Source organism: Noviherbaspirillum autotrophicum, assembly GCF_000818395.1.
GTDB lineage: Bacteria > Pseudomonadota > Gammaproteobacteria > Burkholderiales > Burkholderiaceae_D > Noviherbaspirillum > Noviherbaspirillum autotrophicum.
Window position 1 is genome coordinate 1,476,331 of sequence record NZ_JWJG01000028.1, and the last position, 20,957, is coordinate 1,497,287.

Annotated in this window: 28 protein-coding genes; 16 read left to right on the forward strand and 12 right to left on the reverse strand. The window is 57.9% G+C overall.

Going from position 1 to position 20,957, the window contains the following annotated elements; genetic code table 11:
* Positions 1-81: 81 nt before the first annotated feature.
* The 13 genes from TSA66_RS08090 (at position 82) to TSA66_RS08145 (ending at position 6,377) form a co-directional block, all read left to right on the forward strand.
* Positions 82-306 (forward strand): hypothetical protein, encoded by a 225-nt coding sequence (locus tag TSA66_RS08090; RefSeq protein WP_157691546.1) that lies wholly within the window; start codon positions 82-84, stop codon positions 304-306.
* On the forward strand, positions 303-443 hold the full coding sequence (locus TSA66_RS26805) for a hypothetical protein (RefSeq protein WP_157691547.1): 141 nt from the start codon (positions 303-305) through the stop codon (positions 441-443). The genes TSA66_RS08090 and TSA66_RS26805 overlap by 4 nt, the downstream gene beginning before the upstream one ends.
* A complete protein-coding gene (locus TSA66_RS08095) occupies positions 440-736 on the forward strand; it encodes a hypothetical protein (protein ID WP_040038643.1) in 297 nt (98 codons plus the stop codon). The genes TSA66_RS26805 and TSA66_RS08095 overlap by 4 nt, the downstream gene beginning before the upstream one ends.
* 1 nt (position 737) lies before the next feature.
* Positions 738-929 (forward strand): hypothetical protein, encoded by a 192-nt coding sequence (locus tag TSA66_RS08100; RefSeq protein ID WP_040038644.1) that lies wholly within the window; start codon positions 738-740, stop codon positions 927-929.
* A 22-nt stretch (positions 930-951) separates the two neighbouring features.
* The gene (locus tag TSA66_RS08105; RefSeq protein WP_052451986.1) at positions 952-1,302 is read left to right on the forward strand and encodes a hypothetical protein; all 351 of its coding nucleotides are present in this window, start codon (positions 952-954) and stop codon (positions 1,300-1,302) included.
* Complete coding sequence (locus tag TSA66_RS08110; RefSeq protein ID WP_052451987.1) at positions 1,299-2,129, forward strand: DUF2303 family protein; 831 nt, start codon at positions 1,299-1,301, stop codon at positions 2,127-2,129. Before TSA66_RS08105 ends, TSA66_RS08110 begins: the two co-directional genes overlap by 4 nt.
* A 331-nt stretch (positions 2,130-2,460) precedes the next feature.
* Positions 2,461-2,658, forward strand: coding sequence for a hypothetical protein (locus TSA66_RS08115; protein WP_040038645.1), 198 nt, complete (start codon positions 2,461-2,463; stop codon positions 2,656-2,658).
* Complete coding sequence (locus tag TSA66_RS08120; protein ID WP_040038646.1) at positions 2,655-2,921, forward strand: DUF3310 domain-containing protein; 267 nt, start codon at positions 2,655-2,657, stop codon at positions 2,919-2,921. The genes TSA66_RS08115 and TSA66_RS08120 overlap by 4 nt, the downstream gene beginning before the upstream one ends.
* Before the next feature lie 2 nt (positions 2,922-2,923).
* Entirely contained in the window at positions 2,924-3,406 is a 483-nt protein-coding gene (locus TSA66_RS08125) for a hypothetical protein (RefSeq protein ID WP_040038647.1), read from the forward strand.
* A gap of 27 nt (positions 3,407-3,433) precedes the next feature.
* The gene (locus TSA66_RS08130; RefSeq protein WP_052451988.1) at positions 3,434-5,173 is read left to right on the forward strand and encodes a DNA cytosine methyltransferase; all 1,740 of its coding nucleotides are present in this window, start codon (positions 3,434-3,436) and stop codon (positions 5,171-5,173) included.
* A complete protein-coding gene (locus tag TSA66_RS08135) occupies positions 5,170-5,457 on the forward strand; it encodes a hypothetical protein (protein ID WP_040038648.1) in 288 nt (95 codons plus the stop codon). The genes TSA66_RS08130 and TSA66_RS08135 overlap by 4 nt, the downstream gene beginning before the upstream one ends.
* The gene (locus TSA66_RS08140; RefSeq protein WP_040038649.1) at positions 5,454-6,131 is read left to right on the forward strand and encodes a hypothetical protein; all 678 of its coding nucleotides are present in this window, start codon (positions 5,454-5,456) and stop codon (positions 6,129-6,131) included. Before TSA66_RS08135 ends, TSA66_RS08140 begins: the two co-directional genes overlap by 4 nt.
* A gap of 12 nt (positions 6,132-6,143) precedes the next feature.
* Positions 6,144-6,377: a helix-turn-helix transcriptional regulator gene (locus tag TSA66_RS08145; protein ID WP_040038650.1), complete on the forward strand. Its 234-nt coding sequence runs from the start codon at positions 6,144-6,146 to the stop codon at positions 6,375-6,377.
* Here the strand turns inward: TSA66_RS08145 and TSA66_RS08150 are convergent.
* Positions 6,361-7,647 carry a tyrosine-type recombinase/integrase gene (locus tag TSA66_RS08150; RefSeq protein ID WP_040038651.1) on the reverse strand — a complete coding sequence of 429 codons (1,287 nt, stop codon included), beginning with the start codon at positions 7,645-7,647 and terminating at the stop codon, positions 6,361-6,363. The two genes, TSA66_RS08145 and TSA66_RS08150, sit on opposite strands and share 17 nt — an antisense overlap.
* Before the next feature lie 418 nt (positions 7,648-8,065).
* On the opposite strand from TSA66_RS08150, the gene TSA66_RS08155 reads away from it, so the two are divergent.
* Positions 8,066-8,242 (forward strand): hypothetical protein, encoded by a 177-nt coding sequence (locus TSA66_RS08155; protein ID WP_157691541.1) that lies wholly within the window; start codon positions 8,066-8,068, stop codon positions 8,240-8,242.
* Between the two features lie 47 nt (positions 8,243-8,289).
* The gene (locus TSA66_RS08160; RefSeq protein WP_040038614.1) at positions 8,290-8,577 is read left to right on the forward strand and encodes a hypothetical protein; all 288 of its coding nucleotides are present in this window, start codon (positions 8,290-8,292) and stop codon (positions 8,575-8,577) included.
* On the opposite strand, the gene TSA66_RS08165 is transcribed toward TSA66_RS08160, so the two are convergent.
* On the reverse strand, positions 8,574-9,317 hold the full coding sequence (locus TSA66_RS08165) for a GDSL-type esterase/lipase family protein (RefSeq protein ID WP_040038615.1): 744 nt from the start codon (positions 9,315-9,317) through the stop codon (positions 8,574-8,576). The genes TSA66_RS08160 and TSA66_RS08165 overlap by 4 nt on opposite strands.
* A gap of 164 nt (positions 9,318-9,481) precedes the next feature.
* On the opposite strand from TSA66_RS08165, the gene TSA66_RS08170 reads away from it, so the two are divergent.
* The gene (locus tag TSA66_RS08170; RefSeq protein WP_198358656.1) at positions 9,482-10,054 is read left to right on the forward strand and encodes a hypothetical protein; all 573 of its coding nucleotides are present in this window, start codon (positions 9,482-9,484) and stop codon (positions 10,052-10,054) included.
* A 23-nt stretch (positions 10,055-10,077) separates the two neighbouring features.
* Here TSA66_RS08170 and TSA66_RS08175 read toward each other — a convergent pair whose 3' ends face one another.
* The 10 genes from TSA66_RS08175 to TSA66_RS08220 form a co-directional block, all read right to left on the reverse strand.
* Positions 10,078-10,533 (reverse strand): DUF2514 family protein, encoded by a 456-nt coding sequence (locus TSA66_RS08175; RefSeq protein WP_040038617.1) that lies wholly within the window; start codon positions 10,531-10,533, stop codon positions 10,078-10,080.
* Between the two features lie 85 nt (positions 10,534-10,618).
* Positions 10,619-11,134 carry a glycoside hydrolase family 19 protein gene (locus tag TSA66_RS08180; RefSeq protein WP_040038618.1) on the reverse strand — a complete coding sequence of 172 codons (516 nt, stop codon included), beginning with the start codon at positions 11,132-11,134 and terminating at the stop codon, positions 10,619-10,621.
* Positions 11,121-11,402 (reverse strand): hypothetical protein, encoded by a 282-nt coding sequence (locus TSA66_RS08185; RefSeq protein WP_052451979.1) that lies wholly within the window; start codon positions 11,400-11,402, stop codon positions 11,121-11,123. The genes TSA66_RS08180 and TSA66_RS08185 overlap by 14 nt, the downstream gene beginning before the upstream one ends.
* The gene (locus tag TSA66_RS08190; protein WP_157691542.1) at positions 11,399-11,761 is read right to left on the reverse strand and encodes a restriction endonuclease; all 363 of its coding nucleotides are present in this window, start codon (positions 11,759-11,761) and stop codon (positions 11,399-11,401) included. Before TSA66_RS08190 ends, TSA66_RS08185 begins: the two co-directional genes overlap by 4 nt.
* A gap of 71 nt (positions 11,762-11,832) precedes the next feature.
* On the reverse strand, positions 11,833-13,761 hold the full coding sequence (locus TSA66_RS08195) for an SGNH/GDSL hydrolase family protein (protein ID WP_040038619.1): 1,929 nt from the start codon (positions 13,759-13,761) through the stop codon (positions 11,833-11,835).
* 54 nt (positions 13,762-13,815) lie between these two features.
* Complete coding sequence (locus TSA66_RS08200) at positions 13,816-16,593, reverse strand: host specificity factor TipJ family phage tail protein (protein WP_157691543.1); 2,778 nt, start codon at positions 16,591-16,593, stop codon at positions 13,816-13,818.
* Positions 16,590-16,955 carry a hypothetical protein gene (locus TSA66_RS08205; protein WP_040038621.1) on the reverse strand — a complete coding sequence of 122 codons (366 nt, stop codon included), beginning with the start codon at positions 16,953-16,955 and terminating at the stop codon, positions 16,590-16,592. Before TSA66_RS08205 ends, TSA66_RS08200 begins: the two co-directional genes overlap by 4 nt.
* The gene (locus TSA66_RS08210) at positions 16,955-17,461 is read right to left on the reverse strand and encodes a DUF1833 family protein (protein ID WP_040038622.1); all 507 of its coding nucleotides are present in this window, start codon (positions 17,459-17,461) and stop codon (positions 16,955-16,957) included. The genes TSA66_RS08205 and TSA66_RS08210 overlap by 1 nt, the downstream gene beginning before the upstream one ends.
* Positions 17,461-17,952, reverse strand: a complete 492-nt coding sequence (locus tag TSA66_RS08215; protein ID WP_040038623.1) for a hypothetical protein — start codon at positions 17,950-17,952, stop codon at positions 17,461-17,463. The genes TSA66_RS08210 and TSA66_RS08215 overlap by 1 nt, the downstream gene beginning before the upstream one ends.
* On the reverse strand, positions 17,952-20,939 hold the full coding sequence (locus TSA66_RS08220; RefSeq protein WP_040038624.1) for a phage tail length tape measure family protein: 2,988 nt from the start codon (positions 20,937-20,939) through the stop codon (positions 17,952-17,954). Before TSA66_RS08220 ends, TSA66_RS08215 begins: the two co-directional genes overlap by 1 nt.
* Positions 20,940-20,957: the final 18 nt, after the last annotated feature.

Consider the following 20,957-nt stretch of genomic DNA (forward strand, 5'->3'; position numbering starts at 1 on the left):
TTTCCTTGTCTTACTAGTTTTTCTAGCGCACAATATCTCCGTCGCGCAACACTTCGTTGCGGAAACACGATGGAGGCAGAGATGGCGCAGCAGAAGCCAACCCCGAAGGAAGTCGTCAGCCGCATTCAGCGCGCAATTGATTCCGGCATTGATCATGTCCAGGGCGAAGCAACGCCGGAACAACGCGCCGCCGCTTTCGTCGCCTATTTCTCCGGCGCACTCAAGAACATCGTCAGCGAGGAATTCGGCGACAAGCTGTTCAACCTCGTGCTCAGCAGGTCCACTGAGACGACAGGTGCCGCATGATTCACTTCAACGTCTTCGTGCGCACCTCCAGCTGCCACTACGCCTATAGCGCCCTCCACAAGTGCGCCGCCGATGCGATTGCCGATGCAATCGACCTGTTTGGCCCGTGCTACGTCAGCGTGAAGGCGAAGCAATGAGCACCGTCCGCATCCGCTGCAGCGCTCCAGACCCCTACCAGGGCTTGCGCGGGCGCGCCTACATCAATGCGCGCGGGCTGACGCCGAAGATTGGCCCGATGCGCAATATTCAGGTGGCCGAGGACTGCCGCTGCCGGGCATGCGAGCAGGCCCGCCTGTTGCCCGCCGTGCTCGCGATCTGCGAATCGCACGAGCGCCGCAAGATCACCGACCGGCCGCAGCCGATGTGGAACAACATCGCAGACGAGTCGCTGCACGAGCTGCTCGATCTGCCCCTGGTGGCGAGGATGTGACATGGCTGCGCGTATCGCTCCGACCCGCATGTCGCTAGAAATTGCACACCGCAACTTGAACGTGACTCTGCAGCTGGACGACATGCTCAAGCACCCCGCCTACCGAATCATTCTTGAAAACGTCGCGCGCCGGCACATGCAGCACCTCGCGCGGTTTGATGCAAAAAAGCTGCAAGCAAACGACCTCGATTAACCACCAAAAAGAAGGGAGAACCATGGGCACGAAAGCCTTTGCCGTGTTCCTTCAGGACTTGCGCGATGGTCGCGCACATTCTGAGTTATCCGGCCAGCTCGAGGAGCTGATCACCAAGGTGAAGGAAACCGGCAAGGCCGGCGGCCTCACGCTGAAAATCAAGATCAAGCCCGCCAGCCGCGGCGGCGACGTCGACAAGGTTACCGTCACCGATGCCATCACCGTCGACCTGCCGAAACCGGAGCGCGGAGAAGACTTCTTCTGGCTCACCGACGACAACGACCTGTCGCGCAACCACCCCCGTCAACAAAACCTTGAGCTGCGTGAAGCACCGCAGACCAAGCCGACCAACCTGAAGGAAGCAAGCAAATGAATCAGCACACCCATATCAACGATTCCGCACTTGGCCAGGCCGGCGCACTGATGGTCGCTGCATCCGAAATTAAGCAGGCCGGCGAGGCATCGTTCCTCTTGGTGCCCCAGCATTTTCAGCATGTTGACCTCACGGCCGCGATCGAAAAGGCCAACCCGGCGCCTTATCGCAAAAAGGGAACCGTCGCGCTGACCAGCATCGAAAGCTTCAACGTGTACGTGAAGGATCAGGCACGCCAGCAAGGCACCTACATCTACGCCGATCCGGACGCCCGCACCTTGACTGCCGTGTTCAACGATCACGAGTACGGCGAGCGCAGCACCGATGCCGGCTGGCGCGACTTCCGCGCGGTCTACAACGCCGAGCTGAGCCGCGAGTTTGCCACCTGGTTGAAGAACAACAAGCAGCCGATGGAGCAGGAAGTATTCGCCGTTTTCCTCGAGGACAACATTGCCGACGTCGTCGAGCCATCCGGCGAAACGCTGCTGGCCATCGCCCTCACCTTGCAGGCCAAGACCGAAGTCAACTTCAACAGCAGCAAGCGCCTGGACAACGGCCAGGTGCAGCTGACCTACACCGAGAACATCGATGCGCGTGCTGGCGCCGGTGCGATCGAGATCCCTCGTGAATTCGCGATTGGCTGCCGCCTGTTCAAGAACGGCGAAGGCTACAAGATCCGCGCGCGCTTGAAGTATCGCCTGGGCGGCGGCAACGTCAAGTTCTGGTACGAGCTGGATCGACCGGAAAACGTGATCGAGGACGCCTTCAGCGCCTACGTCGAAAAGGCCAAGGAAACCGGTGTCAAGGTCCTGATCGGCAAACCCTAGCAACCATACCCCGTGAGCGAAGGGGCGTAGTACGGCAAGGGTGTGGCTGGAGGTGAGCTGTGGGAAAACCTCTACGAAGTGCCCAAGCGCAGCTGCCGGCCCCGATGACGACGACGCCGAGCCCGACGAGCGCGAAACAGTCGGATGCGGTCCGCAAGGACGCCGGAAAGCGTAACCGGCACCAACAAGAGAGCGGACTCAACTTTTTCATTCCGGAAGATGCGAGGCATCCCGCCTCAAGTCCGCTCCCTTGTTGGTCATAACCAGAACAACACTCCCGGAGCCGGCGGGCGGGAAACGTACCGGCACCAGACACTTATTCGAGGCAGCAATGAAACGAAAAATCACACCCGGCGCCAAGGTCGCCTTCGACAGCGAGGAAGGTCCGCAGACCGGCATCGTCGCGGATATCAAGCCGCATATCGGCAACGGCCAGCGGATCGCCCTCGTCCGCGTTGAAGGCACGCTTTGCGGCGCACCGTGGCAGGTCCCGGTCAATGAACTGCAGCAGCTGAAGAGCGCAGCATGAGCACGACGGCAGCCGTGGCGCATGACGCCGTCAATCATCCGAAGCACTACATCAGTCATCCGAGCGGCGTGGAGTGCATCCAGGTCACCGAGCACATGTCGTTCAACCTGGGCAACGTGGTCAAGTACCTGTGGCGCGCGGACGAGAAAGGCGCGCCGCTGGAAGACCTGAAGAAGGCGCGCTGGTATCTCGACCGCGAGATCGCCAAGCGCGAGGCCGCTGCCGACAAGGTAGTCACGATTCTGGACAACGACGGAGCGTAACTATGCCCGCATCAAAGAAACCGCGCCACAAGCGCAAGGTCAAGACCACCGGCAAGCGCACGTTGCGCACCCAGCCGTGGAAGACACACGCGGTTTTCCGGCCGCTGGAAGCAATCCTCGACCAGCTGGAGAACGAAGGCACGCTCGTTGTCGTCGCACGCGGCAAGCAGGCCGGACTTCCCGTATTCCGTGTTGACGGCGAAAACACCTGGTATGCCGTCGGCCCGGCCCTACGCGGCCTGATCGAAACGTTCGAGCTGCACGAACAGCGCTCCGGCCGCGTAATGCCGCTGGAGCCGTTGCGGCGCCTGGTGACCAAGCTCGACGTCGATATGCCGATTTTCGAAGAAGACACCAAGGCAGTGCGCGCATCGATGGCCGTACTGATTGAAGAATCACACAACCTGCCGCGCGATTACGCTGCGGATCTGGTCCAGGTTACGCAAACCGCAATTGAATTCGACCGATTGAAAGAGGCGGCATAACCGTCGCCAGCATTCAAGGGATAACGTATGAAGCGCGACATCTTCACCATGTCACTGGATCTCGGCCACGAGCTGGCGATCGACAACTTTGCCGGTGGCGGCGGCGCATCCACCGGCATCTCCATGGGCTTGGGACGCGAAGTCGACGTGGCCATCAACCACGACGGCGAAGCGCTGGCCATGCATGCAGCCAACCATCCGACGGCAGCGCACTACACCGAGGACGTCTTCAACGTGCACCCGGGCTTTGTTACGCGCCAGCTGCCCATCGGTCTCGCCTGGTTCAGCCCGGACTGCAAGCACTTCAGCAAGGCCAAGGGCAGCAAGCCGGTCGAAAAGAAGATTCGCGGTCTGGCATGGGTGACGCTGAAATGGGCAACGTTCCAGATGCCGCGCGTGATCGCGCTCGAGAACGTTGAAGAGTTTCAGGACTGGGGGCCGCTGGGCAGCGACAACAAGCCGCTGAAAGCAGAGAAAGGCCGCACGTTCAAGGCCTTCGTGCTGGCGCTGACCACCGGCATTCCGACAGACCATCCGGACCTGAACGAAATTTACGACGTGCTCGGCCATGACTTCCCGATCGAGCGCCTGCATGCAGGTCTCGGCTATAAGGTCGAATGGAAAGTGCTGCGCGCCTGTGATTACGGCACTCCGACTATCCGCAAACGCCTGTTTCTAATCGCACGGCGGGACGGTCGTCCGATTGTCTGGCCAACACCGACGCACGGCGACCCGAAGACCGACGCCGTCAAGTCGGGAAAGCTGCAGCCGTGGCGCACCGCCGCCGAGTGCATCGACTGGTCTATTTCTTGCCCGTCGATTTTCGAGCGCAAGAAGCCGCTGAAGGATGCGACCTTGCGCCGTATCGCCAAGGGCATCATGAAATTCGTGGTGAACACTGATAGTCCGTTCATCGTCGGTGCCGGCGGGCCGATCTATTCCGGCAAGCCGACATCGACGGACAAGCCGTTCGGCACGCTGACCACTGAGAACCACCGCGCACTGGTCCTTCCAACCCTGATGCATGTGACGCATCAGGGAGGTGACCGGACCGCATCGATTGAAACCCCGATTGCTACCGTAACCGGCGCAAACCGTGGCGAGCAGGCGCTGATTACAGCCCACATTTCCACCTACTACGGCGATAAGCGCCCGGGTGACGTGCGCGGCTCCAGAATGGACGAGCCGATTGGCACGCAGACGACTGAAAACAGGCATGCCGTCGTGTCCGCATTTCTCGCCAAGCACTATGGCGGCCATGAGACTCCCGGCGCCTCGCTGCCAGATCCGATGAGCACCATCACGGCACAAGACCACCATGCACTTGTTGCATCCCACCTGGTGAAGCTGCGGAACAACCAGTTCGGGCAGGACGCCCGCGAACCAATGCCTACTCTGACGGCCGGCGGCGGCCACGTTGGAGAAGTGCGCGCCTTCCTGGTCAAGTATTACAGCGAAGGAGGCCAATGGCAGGACCTACGCGACCCGATGCATACGATGCCGACAAAGGACCGCCTCGGCTTGGTGACCATCCGCGGCGAGGACTACGCGATCGTCGACATCGGCATGCGCATGCTGACGCCGCGAGAGCTGGCGCGCGCGCAGGGTTTCCCTGACAGCTACATCCTCGATCCGGTCGTCAACGGCAAGCCGCTTTCCAAATCGGCGCAGGTCCGCATGATCGGCAATAGCGTCTGCCCGCCGATGGCGGCGGCACTTGTTGAGGCGAACTTCGCACATGAGCAACAGATCGCGAGGGCAGCATGAACGATCGCCAATTTTCTCTGTTCGATACGACACCTGACGCCTTGCCGCGCATCGATTGGACCAGCCAGGTCTACAGCAAGGAATACAACGCTGCGCTCAACGCCATGCTGATCGATGCATGCCGCCAGCAGCCAAAGTCCACGGCCGATCTGCACCAGGCGCAACTGGCGGAGTTCGGGCTCGGAGAAATCCCGCTGGGATGCCAACTCACCTTTCTAGCGGAAATCGGTAAGCTCCGCCGCAAGGTGGATAAAGCCTTTGTTTCGACATGGAGCGCAGCATGAAAGAACGCCCTATCCTTTTCAGCGCGCCGATGGTGCGCGCCATCCTTGACGGGACCAAGACGCAGACGAGGCGTGTGGTGAAACCGCAGCCGGTACTCAGACGTGACCTCAGCGTGTCGGACAACGAGCTTGCATGGCAATTGTCGCCAGGCTCTTTCATCATCTGTCCGAACACTCGTGCACCGGAGGACTTCGAGAAGCGCAGTCCCTACGGACAGCCAGGCGGCCGCCTATGGGTGCGGGAGACCTTCTGCCCGATCTACCCGCAGGATCCGACCTACAACGGTGGCGAGCCGATCGAGTACGACTATGCAGCCACCTACAAGCACGGTGACCGGCTTGGCGACTCGCTCGGTATAAAGAAGGTTTGGAAGCCGTCGATCCACATGCCACGCGCCGCCTGCCGCATCGTCCTGGAGGTGACCGGCGTACGTGTTGAGCGGCTGCAGGACATCAGCGAGGCGGACGCGATCGCCGAGGGCATTGAGCGCAGCGGAGAGTGCAACTGGTGCGACTACCTCGATTATGGATACAACGACTTCACCAACGCCAGGTATAGCTACCGCACGCTTTGGGAATCGATCAACGGCGCCGGCAGCTGGAATGCCAATCCGTGGGTGTGGGTAATCGAATTCAAGCGCGTCGACGCCGGCGCAATGAAGCAAGCAGCATAGTTGGAGAAACCGATGAGCGCAGTATTAAAACCGATCTATTTGGACCTGCCGACGGTGGCGTCTGCAACGTCGCTGAGTGAAGCCAGCGTCAAAAAAATGGTTCGTGAAAACCTCTTCCCGAAGCCCCGAATGCTTTCCGGCCGCCGGGTCGCATGGCTGCTGAGGGAAATTGAGGAGTGGGCAGAAGCGCGTCCTATCTCCGACCTGCTCCCGCCGCCGAACGCCGGCGTCAGGAAAGAGAGTTAAGCGTGTCATTCCAGCGGCGCAGCCACTCGACGCGCTCGGCATCGTATGAATGCCGGTTGTACACACCCTTCACGCCTGGCTGCATATGCCCGAGCACAGCTTCGGCCACGGAATCCGGGCATCCGAGCGCAGCCAGCTGCGTGCGCACCGTGCGGCGCAGGTCATGCGGCGACCAGCGGGTCACCGGGAAGCGTGGACGCACCCGCTCCGGCAGCGTCATGGAATATGGCATATGCCAGTGCACGGACGTCTGAATGACCTTCTGTTGGATGTGCTTCTCCTTGCTAACCTGTGACTGGAACAGGTACCCGGTCTTATAAAGAGCATTCCGCCGCAGTACGATTTCCCGCGCTTTGCCAAATAACGGCACCCGCAGATCTGTCGCGTTGTCATGGCGTGCATTCTTCGTTTTCGACTTCGGGCACGTCCACCATACGACGTCGTCAGCCTCGACACTGATCTCCTCAGCCGTCATTTGCACCAGCTCAGCCCCGCGACACCCCGTCCAGATATAGAGAGTAAGTACGTCGCAGACGTTGCGGCTCAAGTTCGGGAGAAAAGGGATCAGCTTGCGGAGTTCGTCCAGGGAGAGGTGGCGCTTTTCTACACCGACATATTCACCCTGCAGTTTTTTTCCCTTTGAACGCAATTTCCCACGCATGACCCGGCGCCACCAATTTTGCGTTGTTTCCGGGATCCGGCCGGCATCGAGGGCATAGTCCCACGCCGCAGCCAGCTCGGCGCGCAACTTCCCGGCTTGCACAGGAATTTCGGCGTAGCTTTCCAAAAGATCAAAGGCCGCAGCACGAGTTACCTTTTCAGCCGGCGTAGTTTTAAACTTCTGGTCGATCATGACGTCAAAGGTACGCCGCACTTCCTTGACGCCCCTTTCCTTACGCACGCGGTCCAAGTGCTTACAGTAGTCTTCGCACAACCTCTCGACGGTGTAGGTCTGGGCCTTTTCCCGTTTGCGCTTGATCTCCTCGGCGACTCGAAGTTCAGTGCGCTCGGACTTCTTTTCAGCGGCAATATCCTGCCCCTGGCTGCGCGCTTCCCTGGCCTGTTCCCACTCGACCACGGCCGCGTGGAATGACATCGCGGGCCACCTCCCGATCTTCACCTGTTTCATCTTTCCGTCGACTGGGCTCTTGTACCGGTACGTCCACGTCTTGAACTGTATGCTCGACTCCAGACGCAGCCCCGGATGGTCTGCAAAGGTGATATGCTCCCCGGGTTTCAGGAGCTTGGCTGTTCTGGCGTCAAAGGTCATTTTGGCGTAGCTTTTATAACCGCCGGAGTGTCGGCGTAGGTCGCACGGAAGTAGAAGACCTAAAAGTTACGCTAAAACCTGAACTGTTGCAATCTGTTGTTATCCGTTCTTATCTGAACGGCGAAAAGAGGTAAATAGGGAATGGATAAGGAAATCAAAGAGTTAGGCGAGATTTCTGATAGGAATCAGGGACTTAAGAAGGACCAAATTTCCGGCCATACACCTATGATGCAGCAGGGTATTTCCCCTATGAGAACATAGGATCACTTTTTAAAAGTTACGCCAAAAACCACGCTAAAACTAACTCCTTGCAGGCAATGCGTAACGAAATATTAGAGACTTTTTGGACTGGCACTCGTCTGGATAAAATAACCAGATGAATACCCTACCCGTCATTAAGCAAGCATGTTTGGATGCCATGGAAGAATCGGAGGACAACGCCCCGGCATGGCGTGCGGCTTACGTGTCGATCGTTAATCCGCTTTCCGTGCTGGAAATGGCTGAGATCATCGAGGCCATGCTTGCCGAGCTGGAAACGCACCACGACGCCGGCCCGCTGATCGACAACATCAAAGCGAGGCTTGGCATCGCATAGCTTCGATACATATACTGTATACAAATACAGCATATTGAGCAGAAGAAATGCCAGACCTCCCGCCTCCGCTTACTAAGGAAGAACTCCACGCAATCGGAGTCCGCAACAAGGGAAACAAAGACGTTGTCCGGTTGCTATGGGAAATCCGGCGTTATCATTCGATCGTGTCGCGGGCGCATCAGCTCGCGCACAGTGTTACACCAGGCGTCGGTGCGCTCGGCATCATCGCCAAAGCGCTGCTCAACGAAATCAGGGGCGAGCCGGCTGTGCAGGCGAGAGAGCGACTGAACAACGAACTATTCGGACAGAAAGTCGAGCCCGGCGATGATGACTAACGCACTTCGCTCCCTCTCATTTTTTCATCAATCGCTTTGCGCCATAGGCTATATCCCTCGCCGTTGAGGTGTATGCCGTCGTTTGTCACGCTTTGCTTCAACCCATCCGCGTCGGACAACTGAGCGTTTAGATCGACGTAGGCGATCTTCGACTCAGCCGCGAACGCCGCAAGTCGTTGATTCAATTCTCTGATCTTGGCGTTGTACTTCTTGCTACCAGCTTGCTTCGGACTGGTGTAGATAGTGGACTGAATGACCGGCACCACTCCATTATCGATCAGGAGATGCACAAATTTTTTGTAGTCTGCGAATGCCGCATCCGCGCTGCGCCCGACGAGGACATCGTTGACGCCGACCATGATGAAAGCCGTCTTCGCCTTTGTAAGCAATATCCCGTCCAACCTCTGCAGTAGCCCATAAGTCGTATCGCTGCTGATCCCCCGATTCGCGATCCTCACTCCGGGGAACATCTCATCCCAGCGGGCCTCATCCGTGATGGAGTCTCCGATCATTACGACGTCAGCTGGTACGTGAAATGCTCGGAAGCTCGACGTTTTATCCTTCCAGCGCGGGTAATCGATAAGTCGGGAATCAGAACCCGGCGTCTCGCCTCTGCCAATTTGCTTAACCCACCCGTACACTTGGAACGGAAATAGCTGGTATTGCATCATAGCAACGCCGTAAAGGAAGGCTAAAATCAACGCTAGGCACGCCAATACGACCTTGGCAGCAGTTCTCATTTCTCTATTACCCCCACATTCTTTAAGGATGAGGCGTGCAGTATAGCGGAATTGTATTATGGAAATAGTCGCACTAGGAGCTCACTCGCCCAGAGAGTTTTATGACCGTTTTATATAAATATCTTCGGAAAGAGCATACCCACCTTCTGCTGACTAGGGGGAACATGCGAATCGGCACGCTTTACGAATATCGAAACACTGAAATACATGGTGAGGTTATTGGCGACAACACAGAAGGCTATAAGACCAGATTTATGGAATTGAATGGCGCCCACGTATGGACGTCGGAAACCCAGCCTGAATTCAGCAGGGGATTTCTTAAGATTGCCCCCGGCACAAAACTAACAGTTAGAGGTAATGGAACACTCACGGAACCACACGAAAGCGTTAACTACTACCTATTTTGCGCCACGAAGGTTTTCAACAAGGAAGCGATGGACGAATTCAAGTACGACGCATGCATTGTCATCGAACATCCCGAAAAATTCTTCAGGGCTATATCGCGGACCATCAGGCACCAAGCTGCATTTGAGGGTATCTTTAACTGTCAGTACATTGGCCGCCGGATTTCGCATGACGTTGATCCAGGGATTCCACCAGCAATCATCAAGGATCCGACTTACAAGAATCAGCAGGAAGTTCGTGGACTATGGAAGCCTTTGAAAGCCAACCCGTCACCGATGATCATCAATTGTCCTGACGCGGCTCGATATTGCAGCATGTATAAGCGACGGTGACAGCTGCATGATGGTGCCGGCGTTCATTTCGGCCAAGCGTCTATCAGGGTTTGTCGGTCATTGACGAGTCGATCAGCCGTTTCCGCCATGCCTGAATATCTTGCTGTGCACTGGCTGAGTACGTCTGCGAGGGTATCGGCTCGCTGACGGCAGGCATCGGCGGCAAGCTCGGGCAGTTGCCGGCGGAGGTCTGCAATGTCGCCCCGCAGGCCGTCAGCAGCATTGTGAGCGGCAGCAGCGTCAGCGCGAATAGTTGCTTCACGTTTCGTTGCTTCATTTCTGGCATCCTCCAGTTGTTTATTCCAGGCCCGCTCCTTCAGGCGCGCGGTTTCGCTGGCCGTTGCGGCTGCTTCGACCTGGTCGCGCTCGATCTTGGCTATCTGCTGTCCAAGCCGCCAGCCATTGACATACCAACCGACGCCAAAAGCGAACCCGGCTCCGACCAGCTGAGCAAGAATGCGGAGCGCGAGGGAATTCATCGCTCGCCTCCGCAGCTGATAACCCAATACGGCACGCCGAAGAACAGGCATACAACCGACAGGCAAAACAAATCGATGATCGTGATCATGCCAACACCTCCTTTGCAATTTGAAACAACGCCAGCCGGTTGGCCAGCCCATTGATCCCGCCATTGATGCGCTTCGTGATCCGCACCTGGTCACCGGCGTCGGCCAGCTCATTCAAGCCGTGCGTTTTCCAGAACCAGCCCGCCGACCGGCATGCATTGACCGGCTCCTCGAGCAGCTCGGGGCGATGCACGCAATCGATGTTGAGCGCCATCATGCAGGCGATGTAATTCGCCTTCCCGGTAATCTGGATCAGGCCGCGCCCCTTGTACTTCACGCCGTCGCCCGGCTCGGTGTTGCCTAGATCCGCGCGCCCCTCGTACGCCTTGCCGGAGGCGATTTCGCGCACGTAGAGCAGCTGCTCGGACTCGTGGCCGACCTGGGCGAGGAATGCCGCCTGCCGCGCCGGTGTGTTGATCTCGAATTCCTCCATGGCGGCGCACAGGGGCGAAAAAAAAGCCGCGATGCGCGGCTTGGCCAGGGGCATGATCTTCAGCAGTTCATCCGGCGTCATACGCGCTCCTTTTCTCGCAGAAGGGACAATTCCGCCGTCGGTTCGCGAGGACGAACAGCGCGACGCCAACATTGCGCAGGACTTCCATCGGTGATGGGCTCGTCTGCCCGTACAGCGGACTGACTAGGACGGCCAGCGCCGCCGTCACGAGGAACACCCAGGCGAGGCGGATACCGTGTCGCGTACATCTGGACATGCTGTTGATTGCGCCGAATAAGCCGCAGCCGAAAATGATCGCGGCAGCCAACATATTGATGGCGAGCATCATTGAGCGCCTCCCTTTGTCCGGATCCAGTTCAGTGCGACCGGAATGACGACTTGCGCGCTGACGCCGAGGCCCGCGGCCGATGCCAGCCGCATGAAATCGCCGACGCCCTCGAGGAAGCTGAAATAGTGCTGAACGGTGATGGCAATCACCGGCGCGAAGTAACCCGCCAGGATCGACGAGCTGGCGACGGTGCTAGCGATCTTCGACTTCGGCATGGACGGCAGGTAGGACAACGACACCAGGCCGCCGAAGAAGCCCGCGAGGAGCGCGTCGTAATGCACGCCGAGGAAGGTGCCGGACAGCGTGATCGTGCCGGCCGCAATTGCCAATCCAGCTGTCGGGCTTACTGGTTCTGCCATGAGACGCCTTTCTTTTTCTTGAAATAAAAAAGCCCGCCGAAGCGGGCTAGCTATTTAATGCGCAACCGAGGCTATGCAGCCAAGTACGAAATACCATCGAGGCTTAACAGACCGGCAATCGTAGTGCCCCCTGCAGTAATTTGGCCGTCAGCGTGAATCTCAATTTCGCCAAATGCATGATTAGCGGAGACCGCGAATATCAGGTGATTCTGCGGCCGGAACCCGGCCGGAATCGTTGCAATCAATGTGTAAGCCGCGGAACTTCCGCTCTGAATTGCCCCTGACAGATGCACCCTGCCCGTTGAATCCTTGCGCGCCTTCGGGCCGGCATAAGGTGTGCTAAGCCCGACCCATGATCCGGTAGGAACCAGTGACACGGTCGGCATGTGTCCAGTTGCAGTAGCCTTGTCATAATTCAGCCCGATGCAACGCATGATCTCATTCGCGATGAACTCATGTCCGGCATCGGTCGGGTGCACATTATCGGTATCCAGGAGCTTGGCAAATTTATTCGCCGTCTGATCACTGAACCACATGCGACCAAAGTCGAGATACGGAAAGCCATAGATATACGCGTAGTCACGCAGCGCCGACTTATACGCATTGGAAGACGGTTCGTTGAAGATAAAGTCGCAGATGACGCACTCGCCATTAATGGCCTTTACCCCGCTCAAATACCGCTTCAGTTTCGCCTTGAATGTGACAATAGGCTTTGCGAGAAGGTTGTCATTTACCCCAAGCGCGAGGATAGACATGCCAGTGGAACGTGCGTACATGTCCAGCAAATTGTTGTCCATATCGGACAGCGTTAACGACGAGCGCCCGAGATTAAATAAAACTGGTGACTTAACCGCACTTTCTTCCAAATAGACCATGCCGCACAAGGCAACATTTTTATTTTCGGTATTCGTCAATCGTATTGTATGACTTCCCCAGGCTGGAACAGCAATTACCGTTGAAAAGGAGCCATTGACGCCCGATCCGGCAATTGAAGTCGCCGACGCCGCTTTTGTATCAATAGTGCCAATTAGCACACCATCGAGAGTGACGTTGAGGATAGCACCCGCCGCATCCTGGCCATACACAACTACAACATCTTTCCCGGTGTATGAAACCTCAACCCAATCTCCAGCAGTTGCACTCTTAAGAACCGTCCCGCCGTAATAGGAGTCTGTAAATCCTCCGTATGCAGTTAGCGCAAAGCCCGAATGTGTAACTACATGAGGATATTTAGTAGCCGAGGGAGAGCCATCCTGCGCCGCCAAATTGAAGTTGGCAAAGCCAAAATTCGCATTCTGATATTTACGCTGGATCGCTTTTCGAATAATCGATGCATAGTTATCCTTCGTCCAGACAGCAGCGTTTGAGCCCTCCGAAATACTGTCGCCGATCACCAGAATTGGCTGAAAGCGATCGGTAACCTTCGCATAGGAGAAAAACCGGTCCGTTTTGAAATTGTCTGACTCCCGCGGCGCCTTCGGCAGCGGCAAGGTATTTCCATCGAAAAGAATCTTGCCGTCGCCCCAAAGGCCATGGAGGCCGGCAATATCCGTCACGGAGTACGTACCACTCGGCACGTAGGGTGATTCTCCCGATGCTTTAGCGCTCAACAGCTCAGCTGTATCATCTGCCGCACCGTCACCGGCCGCCCCAGCGTCTTTCACCAGGGTAAGCGAACCCAGTGCCGTTCTAACAGCGCCGCCAATCAATACCCACTTGCTTGCAAGATCGCCACTGAATGTCGATCCAGATACATGAGCGGTAATCGTCAAATACCTGTCGCCTGAAACAGTTACCGAGTCATACGTGGCATATGAGGTCGAAGGCGTCCAGGCACCGCGGTCCGTGTACGACTTTATCCGGCGAAGTGCTTCTGCCATCGTCAACTTGGTATTTCCCAAGCGGTCGGTAGCAGTCTGCCCGTTTGAAGTCGCCAGTTCCGCAATATGGTCAACGTCCTGCTTCGCATTGATAAGATCGGGGATGGTTAGTGCTGGCATGTTTTACCTTTCGTGCGGATATAAAAAAAGCGCCGGATATGGCGCTTTTCGTTGCTAGTTGATAACTGTATCTTTATCAGGAATGGGGGCGTTGTCGTATTGGTAGTAGTCATCAGAATAATTAATGGCCCGAATCGTGACATACTGACCATCCGACATGTCCAGCTCTTGCACCAGATATTCTTGCGCTCCACGCGCACTATCTGCCGCGAAAGAATAGATCGTGCGAATGCCGCCCTGCCCGTAAGTCGTTACGATTGCCTCACTTGGCATGTTTTGCAAAACCACCTTATTCGGCGTACTGCCGGCGGTGACCGCGATACTCTGGAGCGATCCGTCACGCCGCATCAGCACGATGCTGTGCGGCAGACTCGATGTGAATGCCACATCCTGACTGAGCGTCAGCTCCAGCCCATTCTGCGCGATCACTTCACCGTCATACGACTTGAATCGCGTGTTATCGACGATATCAACCCGGCTGTTCGGCAGGAGGGCACGCGCATCGAGCGTGGTTGTAGTCTCAATGGTGATGCGCTGGCCGATCAGCTTCTGGCATTCCCGATTGGCACGGAGCCAAGCCTGCGCGAACGACCGAATCCCTGGAATCTCGAACTTCTTCAGCTTCGTGAAGCTGCCATCGAGCGGGAGCTTGATCGTTTCCGACTGGTGCGTGTCCGGGTCGACATAGACGAATTCAACGCCATCATATTCCGAGTCGCTGGCGAACTTGCGCGTGATCGACTCGGAATTCGGCTTCTTGTTGCGGTGCGTGAACAGCGCTGTACTATTCGCCTGCGCACGGTCGAGCGCAAGCCTGATCTTTCCGTTCTGGCGATAGGCGATACAAAACCCGGCGTTGGCGATTGCGATGACCGTTTCCTCGAACGACATGTTGTCTGTATCGAAGGTGTAATTGAACTGGCCGCACTCCGGATTCCAGGCGTCGAGCTGCTGCTGGATGCCCCAGATCTGCGCCATGTCCACCTCGGTCGCTAAGTTGCGCCGGCCGATCTTCGGATCCGAAGCCACCGCAGCGACGATGTCGACCAGCTTGCTCGTCGCCGAGATGGTGCCGGAGACGTGCCGGCCTTCTGCATCGAATGCACCGGAAAATGCTGATCCGTTGTAAGTCGGCAGCCGGCGAGAGGCGATGCAATTCAGCTGGCGAGTTTTGACCGCCGTCGCGCGGGAGGTCGCTTGTGTGATGGTATGGATCGTGGTCTTATTGCCGAACTCGGTTTTTGTCACCGGTGATACGCTGTACAGGTCAGCCCACTTGATCTCGTCCATGACCGTGCCGTTGAAGCCATAGTCATAGTTCGATGTGCGACGCATCCGTACGCGTACCGGCCCAGTCCATGCCGTTGCATGCTCGATGGTGTCGGCTCGCTCGTCGCTCACGGCACCGGACAACGTACCAGTGACGGTCTCGACAATCCCAAGTGGTGCCAGGCTTCCATTCAATTTTTCGATTTCGATGGCGAAGTCGACGGCTGCGACTGACTTGCCGCCGTTGTCCTTGAACATACCACTCGGGGCAACTACATTGCACCAAACCTCGGTGCGATCGGCGTCTGGCAGCGTTACCCAGTCCGTGTACTCAGTTTTACCATTCACTGCTATCGAGCTAGTGATCGGAACGCCAAAGCCATTCGATGCCGGTATGACAGACTTCCATGTGGCCGTCGTCAGCGTTACCGAACCATCGTTGACAGCCGCAATCGTGTATGTCCCGGAATAGTTCCGCGTGACCGAAAACGTAGCCGACCCAGAAGATTCTGCTACCAGAGAACTACTGGAGACGGTGATCGTGTAGGCATTCGGTTTCGCTGTGACGGTGAAGGTTCCGTTGTTCGCAGATTGCGTGAATCCGGCGACTGTAACCGAGTCGCCTACCCTGATGTCCGTAAACTCAAAGCCGCCAGTGCCGACATACGAAGATGTTCCACTCGTGCTCACGGACCCGGAATCGCCACTCGGGCGCATGGTCGCAACGTAGTTCGACATCGACACGGTGAGCGTGTCTCCGACCGCCGCAACCGCATTGAAATTCGGCTGCTTGGCCACCTGGGTGATGATGTCACCATCCGCATTCGGCGTGTACGTATAGGACGCGCTCACCGGCAGTTGCACCTGGTTCAAGGCCTTGAGGGTTATCCCGTCCACCTCGATCGCGCGCGACGCCGTCAGAACGTTGTCAATGATCGCCGCGCCGACCAGCAGAGCCGGAGAATCTCCACTGTTCGGCGACGTAAACGGGTCGTAGACAGCAGCGCTCGCGCCATCGATATCCGCTATCAGGGTGTCTCCGTCCCGCAGTTCCGTAATGTCGTGGTAGCCACGCCCGACGCAGTAATATCCGTATTCGTATTTCCGGTGGCCGATGTACTTGATATAGGTCGGCATCATCAAGCTGGGAATTGCCTTTACCGTGCCGTAGATATCCTCCACACGCTCCAGCAGCCGGACCTTGTTCTCCCGGTTCGACAATGCGTTGTTCGGGCTTTGCTGGGTGCGGTTGACGTTGCCTGGCATGACAGGCTTCGGCATCAGAACAACAGCAGCGACCACTACTCCGACCAGAACGGCATACAAGAGCGTCTCGCCGCCGCCAGGGCTCTGCAGAACTACATACTCGTCACTGTCGCCAGCCAAAATTGCGTTCGCGTCATGGCTAATCTCCTTTTCCGCGCATGGCTCGCCCTTGAATATCTGCACACGCACCGACGGCTTCTCACCATAGCGCTCAAGCAACCAATGCGCGAGGCTTTCTACCTCGTACACCTGCGGCGTTGGAGAAAATGGGTGGTCAAACAGCTTGATCTTCATCATTTTGCCCAGAATTCCACCACTTCGAACCGGTCGCGGATTGCCGACAGCTCCTCATACATGGTCGCGTCAGGCATCGCGTGCAGCACCTTGCCCTGGTAATACACGCCGCAATGGTGAATGCCGATCTTGTCGCTCTTCCCGAGCAGCACGATGCAATAATCCACCGGCTCGTCGATCTTCGAGAAACCATGGGCTGACTTGTGGATCGCGATTCGAAACGCGCTCGCCATCTCACGGATCGACCGGTTCACGGTCTTATAGTCCACGGCGATCGCATCCAGCTCGGTCACGTACACGTCGGCGACCAGCTCCCAGCAAGGCTGGGGAGAATATTGCTTGGCCAGATAGGCATTAATGTCCATTACAGGAATCCTCGAAGCATAGGGATGTCTTTCGGCGAATACACCTCGCCGGTTCTTGTCATGTTCAGCCGCGGCGCCACCGCGCTGATGCTGGCGGCGCCGATGGCGTAGGAGATCGACTCGGCCTGCAGCGTCGCCGTCGCCTGGGGCGTCGTCAGGTCATCGCTGAGGTATTCGCGGTAGACGATCTTGATCTTTTCCGTCGTGGCTACCGGAATGCGGTCGAGTTCGTCGCGGAATACGTCCTCGATGTCAACCAGACCGATCCGGATGTCGAATTTCTGATCCAGGTTTCCTTCCGATCCAGCCAGCTTGATCTCGATGTTGCAGGGATCCATTGCCATAGCCACGCCGTCCACGTAGGTAGTTCCCGGGTACGGCTCGCGCCAAAGGTGGAATGTCCGGCTCATTGCCGAGTGGCTGATCTCCAACGTCTGGATCGGCCAGACCGTCTGTGGCGCCGAAGCCAGGAAGACTTTCAGGCGGCTTTCGAGGTCAAGGCTCATCAGAAGTCCAGAACATTGGTTTCGGCGTTGGCGAACTGCCCCAGCCTGTCCAGCAGCATGTTCGAATAGGCGCCGTATTGGTTGTACAGATCGACCAAGCTGGAAGCATCCGCCGTGGTCATGTCATAGACCTGGTTCTCCGTCTCCACGACGAACTGCACCACCATCATGATTCCCGAGGTGCGCGCCGCCGAGTAGGAGCCAGGCACGATATTGACTGCATGCGGCGACACGCCAAAACCGCTGTCCAGCGGCATATCGAACGTGACGGCGCCCTTGCGAATGGTGTGGTGATAGAACGCCGTCCACACCGAAAACTGCAACGCATCCAAGATCAGCGTCACGCTGAAGCGCTGTGCGCCGCGGTCCCAGTCCAGCCCGTATCGCGGCATACCGCCTGCGACGTCGGTACGGACTACTCCGCCCGGATCGTCGATAGAGTAGTTGGAGACGACCGGCTTGATGCCGGCCGGCATGACAGGATTCGGCATTATCTTGACCTTTGAATGCTGAAATTGCGGTTCATGGCGCGCGAGGTCTTGCTATTTGGATCGGCCAGCTGCGCCGCAACGAGATCGACCGCTTCTTCCAGGATCAGAGCCCTTTCACCGTTATCCAGCCGGCGCTCCGTCACCCGGCCGATCTTCGCGCTGGTCTGGTTGACGATCGTGATCGGGCTTGATCCACCGCTCTGACCGCCGTTGCGCGCCATATCGCGAATGACGTCCGCTTGCTTCGCCGGAAGCACCATTTCGCGCTCATGCAGCTGTGTCAGCGGGTTGACGCCGGCAGGAATGTCGAAACCATTGCGTGCGGACGCTACACTGAGTGTTGCTGCGGCTGTCGCAGCCGACGCAAATCCCTCCGCAATAGCCATCGCCGCCGCGGCCGCGGCCGGCGCCAACTCCGGACCGACAATCGGGATCGCTGCAGTCGACGCGAACGCATTGAGGCCAGCCATTGCCGACATCGCCTGCGCCTGCGCCGCGATCGTCGCCGCGTAGCCTGCCGCAGCCGTCTTGTCGATAAGGAGTTTCTGAATCTGGATCTTGATAAACGATGCGATGAACGTGTCTGCGACATTCAGTGCGACATTTTTCAAGCCATCCTCAAGACTCTGGCCGTAGACAAGCGCTCGCGATACGCTCGACGCGAATCCATCCGTCATGCCATTAAAGGCGCTGGTGAACGCCGCGGAGGACTGTCCCGCGACGTTTTCGGCATTGCTCCGGTAGTTCGCTAGCGCTTCGTTCGCCCCATTCAGCCAGTCGCCCTGCTTCTCCTTGATCGCCTTGGTCCGCTGCTCGTACGCCTGCAGCTCCTTGCTGTAGGTGTCCTGGGCGATCTGGAGGTAGGTATCGAACTGCTCCTGGTCGATCATGCCGTTGCGCTTGTCGCGCTCAAGCTCCTGCCGGCGACTGGTGAACTTGTCCTCGATCTTATTGCGACCGGCCTGATTCGCCCTGATCTCTTCCCCCCTACCGACTCCGGCGATCTCTGCCGCATTTTGGCGGGCGACCGTGTCCAGATAGGCTTGGGCGGCCTGTCGAGCATCCTCGTAGGACTGCGCAATCTTCTTGTTTGCCGCAGTCTCCTGGATGCTGTTGACTTCCAGCTTTGCCGACGTCGAAGCGCGCAGTGTCGCCAGTTTAGCTTCCGCCTCTGCGATTTTCTTGTCGTTTTCGAGCTTGTCCTTGCCGGTGAGCCGCTCCTGGCGATAACGATCTAGCTCCTTCCGAAGTGCATCCTCCTGCGCCCGTGCTTCCAGCTCAATAAAACCGCGCTTGGACTCGTAATATTGGCGGTCGCTGATCAATCTGGCCGCGTGCATGGCTTCGAGGATTGTCCCGGCATTTTGGTAGCTGCCGATCAGCTGCTCATTCGCGTTCTTGATGGCGTCGATATCTAGGCCGAGCTTCGCCTTGTCGACCTGAAGGCCGTTGCTCACCAGCCCCTTGTGGCTCGCGCGGATATCGGCAACGCGCCTCTCTATTTCTGCCTGCGTTGCTCCCGCTGCGGCGCCGTCCTCGCGCGCCTTCGCGATCTCGCGCTCCATCTTCACACGCTCGGATAGGAACTTCTCACCGTCCTTCTCGAACTGGATGCGAGCCTGAACCTTGTCAGCTGTCTCCTTCTGAAACGCAGCCGATTTCGCCTGCAGCCGGATGTTCTCCTGGGTGATCGACTGCTCCTGCAACAACCCAGCCAAACGGTCCTTCTCGTATGAAAGCAATGCATTGACCAGCAGCCCGCCGCCCGACTCGTTCAAGCGTGCAATACGCGCCCGCGATGCCTCGATTTGGGCTGAAATGCTCGACAGCTGCTCGGCGTTGGTTTTCTCACGCCCGACGTCCAGCATAGCATCCCATGCTTCCTTCGCGGCGCCGGTGATGCCGCGCCATGCGCGCTCCACGGTGCCGAGCCGTCCCTCCAGCTGCGACATGCGCGATTCCATCGCATCTGCGTAGGCTTTTTGCGCGAGCGCCGCGGCATCAGACGTCTTCCCCTGATCCTCCAGCGCCTTGATCTGCTGGTAGAGCCCGATTGTCAGAAAGTGCGTCGCTTCATTCAGCTTTGTCGCCGCCTCAACCGGAGATTTGCCGAGCTCCGCGAACTGCTTGATCGTCTCGTCGACCGCCTGTCCGGCATCGCGCTCCATCTTCAGGGCGACGGTCGTGAAGCGCTCCAGGCTGTCTGCCGAGATGTTCCCATTGGCAGCGAACTTCGCGAGCGCCTCGGCGGCCGCAGCTTGCGTCCCGACGATACCATCGATGCGCTTGGCCATCTCGCCCAAGTCGCTGACGGTCGTGCCGGCGGCGTTCCCGGACAGGATCAAGGCCTCCGCATAGACGTCAGCCTCTTCGCTTCCCTTCTTGTAGGCCACTGCCAGAGCCAATGCGGCGCCGCCGGCAATGGTGAACGGATTGATCAGGCTAGCCACATATCCGCCAAGCGCGCGCGCTGCCGGACCGATGCCGCCGAACATATCCTTGAGCTGGCCGCCCTGCTGCAGGAACACGGTTAACGGGGCCTGACCGGACGCCAGTGACGTGGCAATATCGGTGAACTGGGCGGGCACGCTGCGCAGCGCAGCCGACATTTGTGCGGCGGAGATTCCGGCCTTCGCCTGCTTGGCAACAGTCGCATCGAGCTGGTCGAGGTACGGCTGCAAGGCATTGACATCAATCCCGCGCTGTCCGGCGAGCGCCTTGTAATAATCCGAGCTGCTCTTAGACCCGGCTTGCATGGTCGCGATCTGCCGCTGGATCGAGCCGATCATGTTGCGAGTGGCCGCGTCTACCTTCTGCGCGGCCTGGTCGCCGCCGGCACCGATCTTATCCAGCCCTCCTGCGGCATTCTTGCCTGCCGTGGCGCCGGTTGCGCCGAGATCGGCAAGAGAACGTTTCGCTCGATTGACTCCGGTTTCAACGCCGGAGGCATCAACCGAGAGTTCAATCTGCTTTTTCAGGTCGGACATTGCTACCTCGATATTTTG